Here is a 13,944-nt window from a genome sequence, read left to right as displayed (position 1 = left end):
GATGGATGGTGCGGCATGACAAACCCCTCTATCGCCGCGTGAACACTACTGCCCACGGCGTGCATCACGGTCGTGGTGGGGACTACAGCTCGTCACGAGGCAAGGACGATCGCTTCGACCGGGGGGCGATGCGCGGCAAGATGCAGCGCGGGCTCGACTATACCCCGTTGTTCAAATTCCTGCTTTCTCGAATAGGTGACGACTGGGACGAAGTGCACCGGGTCGCCGCGAGCCGCCTCGACCGAGAGGAGCCTATCTACTGGCTGGTAGCTCGATCAATCAGCGACCGCCAGCCGCGGGTGCGGATCGGAGAGAGTTCGTACTACAGCGGTCTCTACGTCGATGAAGACAACCGACTTGCGATTGTCGACCCGTCGTTGCGGGTGGAAGAGATGCAGCCGTCATGCGCCTGTTGCACACACACCTTCAATGGCGTGACGTTCACCAGGAAATACGAGGCCTCCAACATCGGAGCCTGAACCCGGATCGGATCTACGTTGTCGGCAGGCTAGAGAGACCGCCGCCATCGCCGGGACTGTCACCGTTTGCAGGGCGGTGCTAGGTGAGCGCCGCCATGCCTGATCTACCGATCCTCATCTCCTTCGTCATCGCCGCGTTCGTCGTGGTGATCGTTCCCGGCGTCACCGTCTCGGCGCTGGTCAGCACCTCGCTGGCCCGCGGCATGGCGGCCGGATTGTGGATGGAAGCGGGCGTGCAGGTGGGGCGCTTCACCATGGTGCTGGTGGTGGCGCTGGCGCTCGAGGCCGTGACCGGGTTCGTTGGGGCGGCGTTCGATATCATCAAATATGTCGGCGCGGCCTACCTGATCTGGATCGGCTGGGGTTACATCACCAGCCGGCACGGCATCGCCACCGACCGGCCGATTGCGGCGCGCTCGCCATTGCAACAGGCGGCAGCCGGTTTCTTCGTCTTGTGGAGCAACCCCAAGGCGCTGATCTTCTTCGGGGCATTCCTGCCGCAGTTCGTCAACCCGGCTTACCCCGCCTGGCCGCAGGTCATCGCGCTCGGGCTGATCGAGATGGCGGCGGGGCTGATCACCGACGGCGTCTACATCTATCTCGCCGCCCGGGCCCGTGGGGCGCTGGGCGACGACCGGATGTTGCTGGTCAACCGCACCGCCGGGGTGATTCTGATCGGCGCCGCGCTCTGGCTGGCGCTGCAGCATCACTAGAGCGCCTTGAGAAAAGGGCCCGTCCCCGCGAAGGCGGCGATCACGAGCTGTTCCGGTTCGAAAACTCCACAAAGTCAATGACGTACAGATGTGATCGAACAACCCGGTTTCCGGGCTGCCCAACCCGATACATTCCGGTTACGCACGATGCGGAAGGAATGAGGGGACGGATTCGCATGGTCGTTGCAGCGGCCTCCGCCAAGGTGCAATTGGCGTCGGAGGTAGCCTACGCGCGGGCAATGGAGGCGCTGGCCGCCGACCTCGCCATCTATTTTGCTTCAGGCATCCACCTGCCCATCGAGAATGCACGGCAAGCGGTGGTGCGCATGCTGGAGCGGACGCTGGAACTGCCGCTCTCGGACTATATCGACGAGTTCGAGCTCTCGGCGCGCGAGATGGATGAGGCACTGGAGCACGCCCTCGAGTGCATCGGCAACTCCATCGGGCTGATCCGGGCCGCCGCGCTGCCGCAGGCGTGACAAGGGCGCGGTCTCAGCTGTCACTGAGGCGGAACTTCAGGAAGCGCTGGCCGGCGTGGTCCAGTTGGCCGGGTCCCTGGCGCGCCCAAGCGGCGGCGCTCTCCACGTCCCAGTCGTTGCCGGCGAGCGGCATGTGGCGGCGGACCTCGGGATTGGTGAGCAGCGCGAGCAGCTCCGTCGCCGGGATCTCGGACCGCGGATGAAGGGAGAGCGCGGCCATCGTTGTCCCCCGGCGCCAGGATCGACAGTATATCGTGGCCGCGCGGCTGTCTGTCTGCCCGGCTTGCCAGAATTGCCTTGCCGTGACAAAACCCGCCGCAACATCAACGGGGAGGGCGCTCCGCCATGGCCAGACTTGTCGGCTTTTATCCCGGCTCTTTCGATCCCTTGACCAACGGCCATCTCGACGTCATCGAGCGCGCCTGCAAGCTGGTCGATACGCTGGTGATCGCGGTGGGGACCCACCATTCCAAGAAGCCGCTGTTCAGCCATGAGGATCGAGTGGCGCTGTTGCGCGCCGTGCTCGAGCCGATCGGCAAGCGTACCGAGACCGAATTCCAGTTCGTCGACTTCTCCGGCCTGATGGTCAATGCGGCCCGCGCTGCCGGCGCCAAGCTGATCATTCGTGGCCTGCGCGACACCACCGACTACAATTTCGAGATGCAGATGGTGGGCATGAATGCCCAGATGGCGCCGGACCTGCAGACGGTCTTCCTGCCATCCAGCCCGCATGTCCGCCACATCTCGGCCACGCTCGTGCGTCAGATCGCCGAGCTCGGAGGCGACATCAGCGCCTTTGTTCCGCCCATCGTTCTGAAGGCACTGAAGAAATAATGACCGATCCCATCAAGCGCGCCGGCATCATCCTCGGCATTCTCCTCGCCGCGGTCGCCGCCTTCTTCACCGTCTCGATCGCTGCTCCGCAGGCCGCCAAGGCCCAGGAGGGCAAGCCTCACTGGATCCTCGAGCTCAAGGACGGCATCGTCGATATCGAGCTTCGACCCGACCTCGCGCCTGGCCATGTGAAGCGGGTGATCGAGCTCACCGAGAAGGGCTTTTACAACGGCATCGTCTTCCATCGCGTCATCGACGGCTTCATGGCGCAGGGCGGTGACCCGACCGGCACCGGCATGGGCGGCTCGGACCTGCCGGACCTCGCAGCCGAATTCACCACTGCCGAGCATTTTACCCGCGGCGTCGTTGCCGCTGCCCGGTCCAGTGATCCGAACAGCGCCAACTCGCAGTTCTTCATCATGTTCGCCGACGCGCCGCATCTCGATGGCCAGTATACCATCTGGGGCAAGGTCGTTTCGGGCATGGAATTCGTCGACAAGATCAAGAAGGGCGCCGGCGACCAGCCGGTCCAGGACCCCGACAAGATCATCTCCGCCAAGATCGAATACAAGTAAGCAAGGCCCGCGGAGCGTGGGCGGCCGGAGTGATCTTGCAGTCCCGCGGTTCGCGAGCCTGACAACATAAGGAAACTACCATGGCTTATGCCGATCCCGAGAACACCCTCGTCATCGAGACCACCAAGGGCAAGGTGGTTATCGCCATGCGCCCTGACCTGGCCCCGAACCATGTCGCGCACATCAAGAAGCTGGCGCGCGAAGGCTTTTACGACGGCATCGTCTTCCACCGCGTGATCGACGGCTTCATGGCGCAGACGGGCGATCCGACCGGCACCGGCACGGGGTCGTCGAAGTATCCGAACCTGAAGCAGGAGTTCAACGCCGAGCCGCACGTCCGCGGTGTCGCGTCGATGGCCCGCGCCCAGAACCCGGACAGCGCCAACTCGCAGTTCTTCATCGTGTTCAACGATGCGCGCTTCCTCGACCGCCAGTACACGGTGTGGGGCAAGGTGATCGAAGGCATGGAAAACGTCGACCAGATCAAGCGCGGCGAGCCGGTGCGTGATCCGGACTCGATGATCACCGTCAAGGTCGCGGCGGACATCGCCGAATGATCCGGCTGGCCGCAATCGCATCGATCGTGAGCCTTTGCGGCCTTGCCACCCCGTCGCTGGCGACGGAGTGGGTGAACTGCGTCGCGCCGGATGGCGCGGCGACGTTCGACTTCCTCGTCGGCTCCTCCGACTTCCTGTCGATCGCCGGCCTCAATGTCTCGACCGGCGAGAAGGTGTGGGCCAGCAGCGCTGCCTATGGTCCGGGCGATCCGGTTGCGGTGGGGCAGGCCTTCGAGACTGCCGATACCATCCTGATCGACGCGGTCGATGAGAACATGGCCGCCAAGGTCGCCGAGTTGCGCCTGTTCAAGGCGAACGAAGCCGACGCCATGGTCTATGGCGGCACGCTCCGCATTCCGGGCTATGGCGCCTGGGCGGTGAGCTGCACCGGCCCCTGATGCGCGTCGACGACTTCGATTTCGAACTTCCCGGCGAGAGCATCGCGCTCCACCCCGCTGAGCCCAGGGATTCTGCCCGCATGCTCATCGTGCGGCCGGGCGAGCCGCTGGAGGATGGCCGGGTAACCGACCTGTTGCGCCTGCTGCGCGCCGGTGACGTGCTGGTCGTGAATGACACCCGCGTGCTGCCGGCCGAACTCACCGGCACCCGGATCCGCGGCGAGCTCAGCGCCAATGTCAGCTTCAACCTGCATAAGCGGGTGGACGCAAACACCTGGCGGGCGTTTGCCCGGCCGGCGAAGAAACTGCACTTGCTCGACCGGCTGGAGCTGGGCGACAATGGCTCGATTACCGCCACGGTCACCGGCAAGGGGGACACCGGCGAGATCACGCTGGCGTTCGACCTCGGCGGGGCGCAACTCGACGAGGCGATCAAGGCGCACGGCGCGATGCCGCTGCCGCCCTATATCGAGGCCAAGCGCCACACCGAAGAGCGTGACAAGTTGGACTACCAGACGGTCTATGCGGCTCGCGATGGGGCGGTGGCGGCGCCGACCGCTGGGCTGCATTTCACCGAAAGCCTGCTGCAGCAACTGGCGGATCTGGGCGTCAGCGTCGAGCGGGTAACGCTGCATGTGGGGGCAGGGACGTTCCTGCCGGTAAAGGTTGATGACACCGACGACCACGTGATGCACGCCGAGTGGGGCGATATCCCCGCGGCGGTGGTGGAGCGCATCCTCGCCGCCAAGGCGAAGGGCGGGCGAGTGGTTGCGGTGGGGACGACGAGCCTCAGGCTGCTCGAGACCGCAGCGCGGGCGACCGGCACGCTGCAGCCGTTCGTCGGCGACACCGACATCTTCATCACGCCGGGCTATCGCTTCAACGCGGTGGACATGCTGATGACCAACTTCCACCTGCCACGCTCGACGCTGTTCATGCTGGTCAGCGCGTTTGCCGGGCTCGACACGATGCGCGCCGCTTACACGCACGCCATTGCCGACGGTTACCGGTTCTACTCCTACGGCGACGCCAGTCTGCTGTTCCGGGCAGATTGATCTTGTTCCGACGAGCAGGAAGTTGCTCGCGGGGATAGCCCCCCGCGAGCACTGGCGGCGTCAAAGTCCCGCAGCGTCGTGCAGCAAGGTGCCGGTGAAACCGCACGCCGCGCCGTGATAGCCGACGCAGCCGTTGCGTTCCTCGATCTTGAGACCGCCCTGTCCATCGAACTCCAGTCCGATCTCGCAGTAGCGCTCGGCAGCGATTGGCCCGCCTGCTGGATCATAGTACTCGTTCTCGACGAAGAAATTCCCGCCTTGCTGGGAGAGAAGAACCTCGCCCTCGATACCGCCGCCGCAGCCCGGAATGTCGTTCTCCATGGGGGTCACAGTGTTGATCGAGATGGCGTAACGATCATCCTCGATATTTGAGAGATCGACCGTCAGCTCCCCTTCGCCATGACCGGAGTAGTGTCCCTCGATGGGATCCACGTCCTGCGCCAGTGCAGGCACGATCGCGGACAGGGTGAGGGCAACCAGAAAAGCACGCAGCATCAATAACCTCGGAATCAGAAACACCCGAGGGGTGGCGGCTGAGCATGGCGAAAATCGGACAGGGCCTTGTCGGGTAGGGATAGCAGTTGCGGGGGCCGGGCGGTGAGGTCTGCGCCACGCCCGGGTCCAATGCGGCTGCGAGCCGGCATCCGCGAACACCATGCATGGGCTCTGCTGGCACCACCCGCAACTCCGGGACTTGTTGCCAGAGCGGACCGACCCGAAGATCATGGTGCCGGACTGGCCGCAATTCGTGCGCGGCTGTATCCGCTATCGGCAGTCGTTGGACGAGCAGCGCCCCGACGTACCGCGAAGCGGCGAGGCGTTCGGCCAGTAGCCAGAGACATCGTTCGGTTTGCTGCCTGTCGCCGGTAGGGATATTCTGTCGGCGCGAGGGGATGTTCTCCTCGACAACAGGGAGGAGCGAAGATGTCAAAATATATCCTGCTGCTCAACTGGACCGAGCAAGGCGTCAAGACCGTCAAGGAGTCGACCAAGCGTTATGATGCCGCCAAGGAGGCGGCCAAGGCCGTCGGTGGGACTCTCGAAACCATCTACATGACCTTCGGCGCCTATGACCTGGTGGGCATCCTCGATGCACCCAATGACGAGGCTGCCGTCACGTTCGTGCTGCGCACGGGCATGGCCGGCAATATCCGGGCGACGACGCTCAAGGCCTTCCCCGAGGCCGACTATCGCAAGGTCATCGGAGGCATCTGACCGCCGGGCGGACGAGGGCAGCCCTCGCCGCGGGGTGACAGGCGCGCGCCGTCCCGCTAATAGGCGCGCATGACCGACTTCTCCTTCACCCTTCAGGCTACCGACGGCATGGCGCGCCGCGGGCGGATCGACACTTCCCGCGGCGATGTGCAGACTCCGGCTTTCATGCCGGTGGGCACCGTCGGCACGGTCAAGGCGATGTACCCCGAACAGGTGCGCGAAACAGGCGCGGATATCCTGCTCGGCAACACCTATCACCTCATGCTGCGCCCCGGCGCTGAACGCGTCGCCGCGCTCGGCGGGCTGCATGACTTCATGGACTGGCAGCGGCCGATCCTGACCGATAGCGGCGGGTTCCAGGTGATGTCGCTGGCCAAGCTCCGGAAGCTCACCGAGAAGGGCGTGACCTTCCGCTCGCACATTGACGGCACGGCCTATGAGCTGACGCCAGAGCGTTCGATCGAGATCCAGACCCTGCTCGACAGCGACATCATCATGCAGCTCGACGAGTGCATCCCGCTGCCGTCCGAGCACAAGGAAATGCTGCGCGCCATGGAGCTGTCGCTCCGCTGGGCGCAGCGAAGCAAGGACGCCTTCGGGCATCAGCCGCACCGCGCGCTGTTCGGCATCGTGCAGGGCGGCGACGATGCGGAGCTCAGGGCGAAGTCGGCGGCGGGGCTGAAGTCGATCGGCTTCAGCGGCTACTCGATCGGGGGCCTCGCGGTGGGCGAGCCGCAGGAAGTGATGTTCCGGGTGCTGAGCGAGATCACGCCGGAGCTGCCAACCGACAAGCCGCGCTACCTGATGGGCGTGGGCAAGCCCGACGACATCCTCGGCGGCATCGAGCGCGGCGTCGACATGTTCGACTGCGTGCATCCGACCCGCGCCGGACGCCACGGGCACGCCTATACGCGCTTCGGTGTCATCAACCTGAAGAACGCCCGGCATAAGGACGATCCGCGTCCGCTCGACGAAACCTCGCCCAATCCGAACTGCCGCCGCTTCAGCCGCGCCTACCTGCACCACCTGATCCGCACCGAGGAGATGCTCGGGGCGATGATCCTGAGCCAGATCAACCTGAGCTACTACCAGCAGCTCTGCATAGGGGCCCGTGCGGCGATCGAGGCTGGTACGTTCGCCGATTATGCGGCACAAACCCGAGCGACATGGGCGGCGGGCGACATCGCCGCCGTCTGATATGGAGCGTGGTCAGGAAAGGTTGCAGACTTTTCCGGTTCGACCGCGCGACCAACTAAAGAACCGGAGAACAGCGTCATGGCCACCCCCCGCAAGTCCCTCCTCAACCCGCTGATGAAGTCGCGCAAGCGTCTCGACGAGACGACCATGCGCGAACTGTTCGCCGGCGACCCCAACCGCTTCAAGACCTTTTCCGCCAAGGCCGGCGACCTGCTGCTCGATTACTCGAAGAACCGCATCGACGAGAAGGCGATGGCGGCTTTGTTCGAGCTGGCGCGTGCTGCCGGCGTCGAAGAACGGCGGGACGCGATGTGGAAGGGCGAGCACATCAACATCACCGAGGATCGCGCGGTGCAGCACATGGCGCTGCGCTACATGGGCGACAAGAAGGTGATGGTCGACGGCAAGGACGTGATGCCGGACGTGCGTGGCGTCCTCGCAGCGATGAAGGGCTTTTCCGACGCAGTGCGCAATGGTGCGATCAAGGGCTCGAGCGGCGACAGCTTCACCGATGTGGTCAATATCGGCATCGGCGGCTCGGACCTCGGCCCGGCCATGGTCACGCTGGCGCTGGCGCCCTACACCCGGGCCGACCTCAGGGCGCACTATGTGTCGAACGTCGACGGCGCCCATATCCATGACGTGCTCAGGGGGCTCGACCCGAAGCGGGCGATGTTCATCGTCGCCTCGAAGACCTTCACCACCGACGAGACGATGACCAACGCGGCAACCGCCCGCGCCTGGATCGCATCGGCGCTGGGTGAGGCGGCAGTGCCGGATCACTTCGCCGCCCTTTCGACCAACTTAGCGGCCTGCGCCGATTTCGGCATCAAGTCCGACCGCATCTTCGGTTTCTGGGACTGGGTCGGCGGGCGCTATTCGGTGTGGTCGGCGATCGGGCTGCCGGTGGCGATTGCCGTCGGCTACGAGAATTTCGAGGCGTTCCTGCGCGGCGCCTACGAGATGGACCAGCACTTCCTCAAAACCAAGCTGGAAAAGAACCTGCCGGTGATCATGGGCGTGCTCGGCGTCTGGTACCGGAACGCCTGGGGCTTTTCGACCCACGCCGTGCTGCCCTACGATCAGCGGCTCAGCCGCTTCGCCGCCTACCTGCAGCAGCAGGACATGGAATCGAACGGCAAGTCGGTGACGCTCGCCGGAAAGGCCGTGGACTACCCGACCGGACCGATCATCTGGGGCGAACCGGGCACCAACGGTCAGCACGCCTTCTACCAGCTGATCCACCAGGGCACCGACGTGATCCCGGTGGATTTCCTGATCGCCGCGCAGCCGCATGAGCAGCTGCCGCCGCATCACGACAAGCTGGTGGCGAACGTGTTGGCGCAGTCCGAGGCGCTGATGCTGGGCAAGACCAAGGACGAGGTGGTGGCGGAACTCAGCGCGCAGGGCCTCGACAAGGCGCGGATCAAGGAACTGACCCCGCACAAGATGTTCCCGGGCAACCGGCCGTCGAACACGCTGATGTACCCCAAGTTGACGCCGGAGCGGCTCGGCAGCCTGATCGCGCTCTACGAGCACAAGGTGTTCGTGCAGGGCACCATCTGGGGCGTCAACTCCTACGACCAGTGGGGCGTCGAGCTGGGCAAGCAGCTCGCCAAGGCGCTGCTGCCCAAGGTGCAGGGCGCGGAGAAGGCAACGGCCCATGACAGCTCCACGCGGGGCCTCGTTGACGCGTACTTGAAGCTGAAATGAGTGAAGCCATTGGACCGAGACTTCGGTTGTGGTCGACGTGGCCCGAAGAGCTCATGCTCGTCGAACTCGGTGACGCAGCGCCGATGGTGCTGACAGGGGGAAGGGATGGCAGAGGAACTGAGGTATACCAACCCGCCGCAGCGGGTCTACAAGTCTGCGCCGGTAGCGCTCGAGTTGGGTCAGCTCGCGGCTGCGCTGGCAGAACTGGGGCTCGGTGTGCCCGTCACGGTGACCGAACTGCCGGGCGGTGGAGCGCGCTCGTTCCGCGTTGACCGCGTCGGCGACGAGCCGCTGGTCCTGAAGGTCTACAACGACTCGTTACCGTACTCGACCGAGAAGGAAACCTACGCCGGAGCCCTGTTGGGCCTCCTCGACGTGCCTCGGACGCGTTTTCTCGCTGCCGACGAAAGTCGCGCGCTGCTGCCGTTCCGCTTCACCATCGCCAACTATCTACCCGGCGAGCGCGTTGCGCTGTTCCGGGATGCGCCTGATGTCGTCGACGTATACCGGCAGATGGGCGCGATGCTGCGAAAGCTCCATAGCGTCTCGGTGCCCAGCTACGGCGACTTTGGCGAGGGTGGCCTGGTTAATGCCGTTTCGACCAACACCGCGTACGTGGACCGGTTCTTCGCCTACGGCTTCGACCGATTCCGCCACTATGGCGGCGACGAAGTGCTGGCGCAGCGGCTGGAGGCGATCGTCGCGGCGCATGCCGAGGTGATCGCGCACAGCCGGGGCGCCGTGTTTGCGCATGACGACTTCCACCCCAACAATGTGCTGGCCGAGCGGGATGCCGAAGGGCGGCTGCAACTCACCGGGCTGCTCGACTTCGGCAATGCCCGGGCGTCGGACCCGATCTGCGACCTGGCCAAGGCGCTGTTTTGCAGCGAGCATCAGGCAGCCGGCAGTGCTGCGCCGATCCGCGAAGGCTACGGTCCGATCGACCACCCCGATCCGGATTTGGCGATCTGGATCTACTTGCTGCTGCACCGAGTGGTCATGTGGTGGTGGTTGCGCCACGTCGACGTCATCCATGCCGGCGAACACCATCCCCTGATGGACGATCTAGCGAGAATGGCGGAAGAGGGCGGGGCACGGTGACGATCACGACTGAAGCCGAACTCGAAAAGCTCAAGACCATCGGCCGCATCTGTGCGGTAGCGCGTGATGCGATGGCGGCGGCACTGGCGCCGGGGATCACCACGCAGGAGCTGGACGATATCGGCCGGCGCATTCTCGATGCTGCCGGGGCGCGTTCGGCGCCCGAGATCACCTATGACTTTCCCGGCGCCACCTGTATTTCGGTGAACGAGGAGATCGCCCACGGCATCCCGGGGGCGCGCGTCATCCAGGCGGGCGATCTGGTGAATATCGACGTGTCGGCGGAGCTCGACGGCGTGTTCGCCGATACCGGTGCGTCGTTCCTCGTGCCGGAGGCAGATCCACGTCTCGTGACGCTCTGCCGAGACGGAAAGCGGGCGATGTGGGAGGGCATCCGTGCGGTGAAGACCGGGGCGCCGTTGAACGGCATCGGCCTCGCCATCGGCGCCTTCGCCAAGAAGCACCGCTACACCTTGATCGAGAATCTCGCGAGCCACGGTGTCGGCGACAGCCTGCATGACGAGCCCGGCGAGATCGCGACCTGGCCCGACAAGTCCGATCGCCGGGTGATCACCGAGGGGCTGGTATTCACGGTGGAGCCGTTCCTGTCGCTGGGCGGCCGCATGGCCGAACAACGCGACGAGGACGATGAATGGACGCTGGTGGCCGATCCGCCGGCCCCTTGCGTGCAGTACGAGCACACCATCGTCGCGACGCGGCGTGGCGCGATTGTGGTGACCGCGGCATAAGTGCGGCGCTGCGCTGAATGGTTTCTGAAGGGGTGGTTCCAAACGCGTTCAAAATCAGTGCGCTAGGGTGAATTCAACGCTGCAGATGCAGCACTGACCCAAACCAAGGACTACCGAAATGACCGTTCTCAACACCCTTCGGCAAACCGGCCGCGCCGCGGTTCTTGCCGTCGTCCTCGCCGGCACCGCCCTGAGTGCGGTCCCCGTCCAGGCAGCCCCCAACATGGGTGGCTTCTCGCTCGACGTGAAGCCGCAGGGCGGCGACCAGAAGCAGCTGCAGCAGTTCAAGAAGAAGAACTTCGGCCCGAACGATTTCTTCAACTGGTGCCTGACCGACAAGCAGATCCGCAAAGGCCTCAAGGCCTACGGCTTCTTCGATGTCGAGATCGTCGATTACCTGAGCAAGAACCGCGTCCGCGTCCAGGCCGGCTATGACGACTGGTACTACTCGATGCGCATCAACCGCTGCTCGGGGATGGTCGACCGGATCAAAAAGCTCTACCCGGTCGATGACGAAGACGACTGGGGCGATGACGACGACTGGTACCCGTCGCCGTACTGATCGAGTTCAGGGCAGGGGCCGGAAACGGCCCCTGTTCTTTTGCGGCCGTACGCTTGCGGAAGGGATGCTTTGGGGGCACCGGCTCTCCCCACCTCCGGTGTCATCCCAGCGAAAGCTGGGAGCCAACCATCCTCCAGCATGGGCAGAGAAATGGGCCCAGCTTTCGCTGGGGTGACACCGATCCCCCGCGGGCTCAGAGATCGATGCGGCGGAACAGCCACCACGGCATTTCGCGCACGAGGTGCATGATCAGCCGCCAGCGGCGCGGGGCGTATTGCACCGGTCCGCCGTGATCGGCGGCCCGCCGCACCAGCCGCGCTACCTCTTCGGCCGAAGCCAGCCGGCGGCCCGGTGGGCTGTTTGCTGTCATCGCCGTGGCCGTAGGCCCCGGCTTCACTACCACGGCGCGCGGACCTTTGCCGGCGAAGCGGTGGGCGATGCCTTCGACCAGCGTCTCGATGCCGGCTTTGGTCGAGGCGTAGATGAAGTTCTTGCGCCGGCCGCGGTCGCCGGCAACAGAGCCGAGCACCACCAGCGAGCCGTGGCCCTGGGCTTCCAGCAGGTTGGCGGCGGCGAGCGACCACAGCGCAGTCGACGTGTAGTTGGTGGTCATCATCGCAGCGGCGGTTCCGAGGTCAGTTGCAGCGACAGACTGCTCCGGCATGATCGCGTAGGCGATGTGCAGATGGTCGACGCCGCCGAGGCGGGCGGCGAGCAGCGGCAGTTCGGTTGCCGGATCGGTTGCGACCAGATCGAGCAGGGTGGTCTCACAGCGGCTGGCGCCGAGCTTTCGCAACTCGTCGGCCAGGGCCTCGAGTCGGGCGGCATGGCGGCCGACCAGCAGCAGCGCCGCGCCTTCAGTGGCGTAGAGCCGCGCGGTAGCTTCGGCGATACCCGAATTGGCACCGAGGAGCAGCACGTGCAGCGGCCCGGCGCCCGGGCTTTTCGATTCGAGTTGGGCCATGTTCCATGGCTTAGCAGCCATAATGAAACATGGCGTTACGGCGACCTCAGTCACAATTGGAACCGCGAGGTGACGCCGCGGATGGAACAGAGGCTCGTCTGCCGTTTCGTTGGCCAAGGCGGGAAACCGGAAAAACCGCAATGTTCCCCGTGCCCATCGCGTCCGGTTGACACGCGGCGCCACCAACAAATCAACGCGTGCGCCGGGTACCGGTTGCGGGGATGGCTGCAAATTTAGCGACCGTGTTTCCGCCCCATTGCGGTCCCGTCACGGACACACTGAACCCCTAGCGTTTGCAGGTATCCGCAGCAGATCGGGGGGCAATCCGATGACTGCCTTGACCATCCGTCCACCCTCGCTGGACGACGATATCGTCAGCGCCTTCGAGCGCGAGAAGAGCCAGTTCATGGCGCGTAACCGGGAGCGGTGCAGCCACCTGCTGGTCCGGTTCGGGCCCGACGCGGCCGACGAGAACTTCGCCATTTCGGCGGCGTTCACGCTCGACGAGGCGCGCAACTGGCATCAGGTGGAAGTCGCGGTGCCGTTCAAGGAACTGCGCCGCGAGGATGGGCCGGACCGTGGGCTCATCTCAGCCTTTGGCGAACTCGATGAGGGAATCAGCGCGGCGCGCATCGCCCGGCTGTTTGCCCCGCTTTCGATAGCCCAGCGCATGGCGGGCGGGCGTCGCGACTAGAGCATTCGATCTGTCGCGCTTTCGAACGGGAAGGGCCAGCAGCTCTTTCTGAAGGCGCATAGCTGCAACCGATGGTGGCCGTTGCCGCGGCCGGGGAGCATCAATGAAAACCTGCTGGTTCATCGTCATCGAGAGCATGGGCTCGTGGTGGGTCGACTGCGAGGGCAAGGCCTATGGGCCGTTCGAAAGCCGAGACGAGGCTCAAAGCCAGGCGCGGCGTATCGCCATCACCTATGGCGATGAAGGCCGCCGCTCCGAGGTGTTCGCCCCCACCGACCAGGGATCGCATCGGCTGATCTGGAAGGGCCCGGTACCGACGGCTTCCTGAAAGCGCTCTAGTGCTGATCGTTGTAGGGTTCCTTGACGGTGCCGACGCGGCGCGCCAGTGCCGAGAATGACAGGGCGCCGTCATCCGAGACGGTGGCATTGGCCATGCGCAGCAGGCGTGCCGGAAAGGCAAGGGCATCGCGTTCCGCCGGACGGAGGTTCTCGATCGAGCGATGGTCGTTGATGGCGGTCTGCTCGGCGGCCCGCATGGCGTCGTCGACATCCTGCCGAGACACCAGGCCCTTGGCGATCATCGTCTCGTGCATGGCGGCGATTGCGAGGTAGAGGCCCTCAAGCTGCAGGTTGGCGCTATTCATCACACGCGTCCTTTT

The 13,944-nt window shown here is 64.8% G+C and carries 21 protein-coding genes; 17 read left to right on the top strand and 4 right to left on the bottom strand.

Annotated features, from left to right (window positions below; translation table 11 throughout):
* Positions 1-5 precede the first annotated feature (5 nt).
* From AC1ROK_RS13990 to AC1ROK_RS13980, 3 genes are all read left to right on the top strand, one after another.
* Positions 6-479 (top strand): hypothetical protein, encoded by a 474-nt coding sequence (locus tag AC1ROK_RS13990; protein WP_492847844.1) that lies wholly within the window; start codon positions 6-8, stop codon positions 477-479.
* 95 nt (positions 480-574) lie between these two features.
* A complete protein-coding gene (locus AC1ROK_RS13985) occupies positions 575-1,192 on the top strand; it encodes a LysE family translocator (RefSeq protein WP_492847842.1) in 618 nt (205 codons plus the stop codon).
* A gap of 176 nt (positions 1,193-1,368) precedes the next feature.
* On the top strand, positions 1,369-1,671 hold the full coding sequence (locus AC1ROK_RS13980) for a hypothetical protein (protein ID WP_492847840.1): 303 nt from the start codon (positions 1,369-1,371) through the stop codon (positions 1,669-1,671).
* A 13-nt stretch (positions 1,672-1,684) separates the two neighbouring features.
* Here the strand turns inward: AC1ROK_RS13980 and AC1ROK_RS13975 are convergent, their stop codons facing one another.
* Positions 1,685-1,891, bottom strand: coding sequence for a hypothetical protein (locus AC1ROK_RS13975; protein ID WP_492847838.1), 207 nt, complete (start codon positions 1,889-1,891; stop codon positions 1,685-1,687).
* Between the two features lie 125 nt (positions 1,892-2,016).
* Here AC1ROK_RS13975 and coaD point away from each other — a divergent pair, with 125 nt between their 5' ends.
* From coaD to queA, 5 genes are all read left to right on the top strand, one after another.
* Entirely contained in the window at positions 2,017-2,505 is a 489-nt protein-coding gene (gene coaD / locus AC1ROK_RS13970; RefSeq protein WP_326866811.1) for a pantetheine-phosphate adenylyltransferase, read from the top strand.
* The gene (locus AC1ROK_RS13965) at positions 2,505-3,080 is read left to right on the top strand and encodes a peptidylprolyl isomerase (protein ID WP_492847835.1); all 576 of its coding nucleotides are present in this window, start codon (positions 2,505-2,507) and stop codon (positions 3,078-3,080) included. The genes coaD and AC1ROK_RS13965 overlap by 1 nt, the downstream gene beginning before the upstream one ends.
* Before the next feature lie 80 nt (positions 3,081-3,160).
* Positions 3,161-3,637: a peptidylprolyl isomerase gene (locus tag AC1ROK_RS13960; protein WP_492847833.1), complete on the top strand. Its 477-nt coding sequence runs from the start codon at positions 3,161-3,163 to the stop codon at positions 3,635-3,637.
* Entirely contained in the window at positions 3,634-4,035 is a 402-nt protein-coding gene (locus AC1ROK_RS13955; RefSeq protein WP_492847831.1) for a hypothetical protein, read from the top strand. The genes AC1ROK_RS13960 and AC1ROK_RS13955 overlap by 4 nt, the downstream gene beginning before the upstream one ends.
* Positions 4,035-5,090 carry a tRNA preQ1(34) S-adenosylmethionine ribosyltransferase-isomerase QueA gene (queA, locus tag AC1ROK_RS13950; RefSeq protein ID WP_492847829.1) on the top strand — a complete coding sequence of 352 codons (1,056 nt, stop codon included), beginning with the start codon at positions 4,035-4,037 and terminating at the stop codon, positions 5,088-5,090. The genes AC1ROK_RS13955 and queA overlap by 1 nt, the downstream gene beginning before the upstream one ends.
* A gap of 60 nt (positions 5,091-5,150) precedes the next feature.
* Here queA and AC1ROK_RS13945 read toward each other — a convergent pair whose 3' ends face one another.
* On the bottom strand, positions 5,151-5,585 hold the full coding sequence (locus AC1ROK_RS13945; protein ID WP_492847827.1) for a hypothetical protein: 435 nt from the start codon (positions 5,583-5,585) through the stop codon (positions 5,151-5,153).
* 202 nt (positions 5,586-5,787) lie between these two features.
* Between AC1ROK_RS13945 and AC1ROK_RS13940 the strand changes: the two genes are divergently transcribed.
* The 7 genes from AC1ROK_RS13940 to AC1ROK_RS13910 all read left to right on the top strand — a co-directional run bounded on the left by AC1ROK_RS13940 (position 5,788) and on the right by AC1ROK_RS13910 (position 11,627).
* Positions 5,788-5,922 (top strand): hypothetical protein, encoded by a 135-nt coding sequence (locus tag AC1ROK_RS13940; protein WP_492847825.1) that lies wholly within the window; start codon positions 5,788-5,790, stop codon positions 5,920-5,922.
* A 92-nt stretch (positions 5,923-6,014) separates the two neighbouring features.
* Positions 6,015-6,305: a GYD domain-containing protein gene (locus AC1ROK_RS13935; protein WP_492847823.1), complete on the top strand. Its 291-nt coding sequence runs from the start codon at positions 6,015-6,017 to the stop codon at positions 6,303-6,305.
* A gap of 69 nt (positions 6,306-6,374) precedes the next feature.
* A complete protein-coding gene (gene tgt / locus AC1ROK_RS13930; RefSeq protein ID WP_492847821.1) occupies positions 6,375-7,502 on the top strand; it encodes a tRNA guanosine(34) transglycosylase Tgt in 1,128 nt (375 codons plus the stop codon).
* A 78-nt stretch (positions 7,503-7,580) separates the two neighbouring features.
* On the top strand, positions 7,581-9,215 hold the full coding sequence (gene pgi / locus AC1ROK_RS13925; RefSeq protein ID WP_492847819.1) for a glucose-6-phosphate isomerase: 1,635 nt from the start codon (positions 7,581-7,583) through the stop codon (positions 9,213-9,215).
* A 105-nt stretch (positions 9,216-9,320) separates the two neighbouring features.
* Positions 9,321-10,316: an aminoglycoside phosphotransferase family protein gene (locus AC1ROK_RS13920; protein ID WP_492847817.1), complete on the top strand. Its 996-nt coding sequence runs from the start codon at positions 9,321-9,323 to the stop codon at positions 10,314-10,316.
* On the top strand, positions 10,313-11,065 hold the full coding sequence (gene map, locus AC1ROK_RS13915; protein ID WP_492847815.1) for a type I methionyl aminopeptidase: 753 nt from the start codon (positions 10,313-10,315) through the stop codon (positions 11,063-11,065). Before AC1ROK_RS13920 ends, map begins: the two co-directional genes overlap by 4 nt.
* A 118-nt stretch (positions 11,066-11,183) precedes the next feature.
* Complete coding sequence (locus AC1ROK_RS13910) at positions 11,184-11,627, top strand: hypothetical protein (RefSeq protein ID WP_492847813.1); 444 nt, start codon at positions 11,184-11,186, stop codon at positions 11,625-11,627.
* Between the two features lie 193 nt (positions 11,628-11,820).
* Here the strand turns inward: AC1ROK_RS13910 and AC1ROK_RS13905 are convergent, their stop codons facing one another.
* The gene (locus AC1ROK_RS13905; RefSeq protein ID WP_492847811.1) at positions 11,821-12,591 is read right to left on the bottom strand and encodes an SDR family NAD(P)-dependent oxidoreductase; all 771 of its coding nucleotides are present in this window, start codon (positions 12,589-12,591) and stop codon (positions 11,821-11,823) included.
* A 328-nt stretch (positions 12,592-12,919) separates the two neighbouring features.
* Here AC1ROK_RS13905 and AC1ROK_RS13900 point away from each other — a divergent pair, with 328 nt between their 5' ends.
* Positions 12,920-13,285 carry a hypothetical protein gene (locus AC1ROK_RS13900; RefSeq protein WP_492847809.1) on the top strand — a complete coding sequence of 122 codons (366 nt, stop codon included), beginning with the start codon at positions 12,920-12,922 and terminating at the stop codon, positions 13,283-13,285.
* Between the two features lie 103 nt (positions 13,286-13,388).
* Positions 13,389-13,613: a hypothetical protein gene (locus tag AC1ROK_RS13895; RefSeq protein WP_492847807.1), complete on the top strand. Its 225-nt coding sequence runs from the start codon at positions 13,389-13,391 to the stop codon at positions 13,611-13,613.
* Between the two features lie 7 nt (positions 13,614-13,620).
* Here the strand turns inward: AC1ROK_RS13895 and AC1ROK_RS13890 are convergent, their stop codons facing one another.
* Positions 13,621-13,929 (bottom strand): hypothetical protein, encoded by a 309-nt coding sequence (locus AC1ROK_RS13890; RefSeq protein WP_492847805.1) that lies wholly within the window; start codon positions 13,927-13,929, stop codon positions 13,621-13,623.
* Positions 13,930-13,944 lie beyond the last annotated feature (15 nt).

The organism is Devosia sp. GW821-FHT12F11, from assembly GCF_058806655.1.
This window is presented reverse-complemented; position numbering and strand designations above follow the sequence as displayed.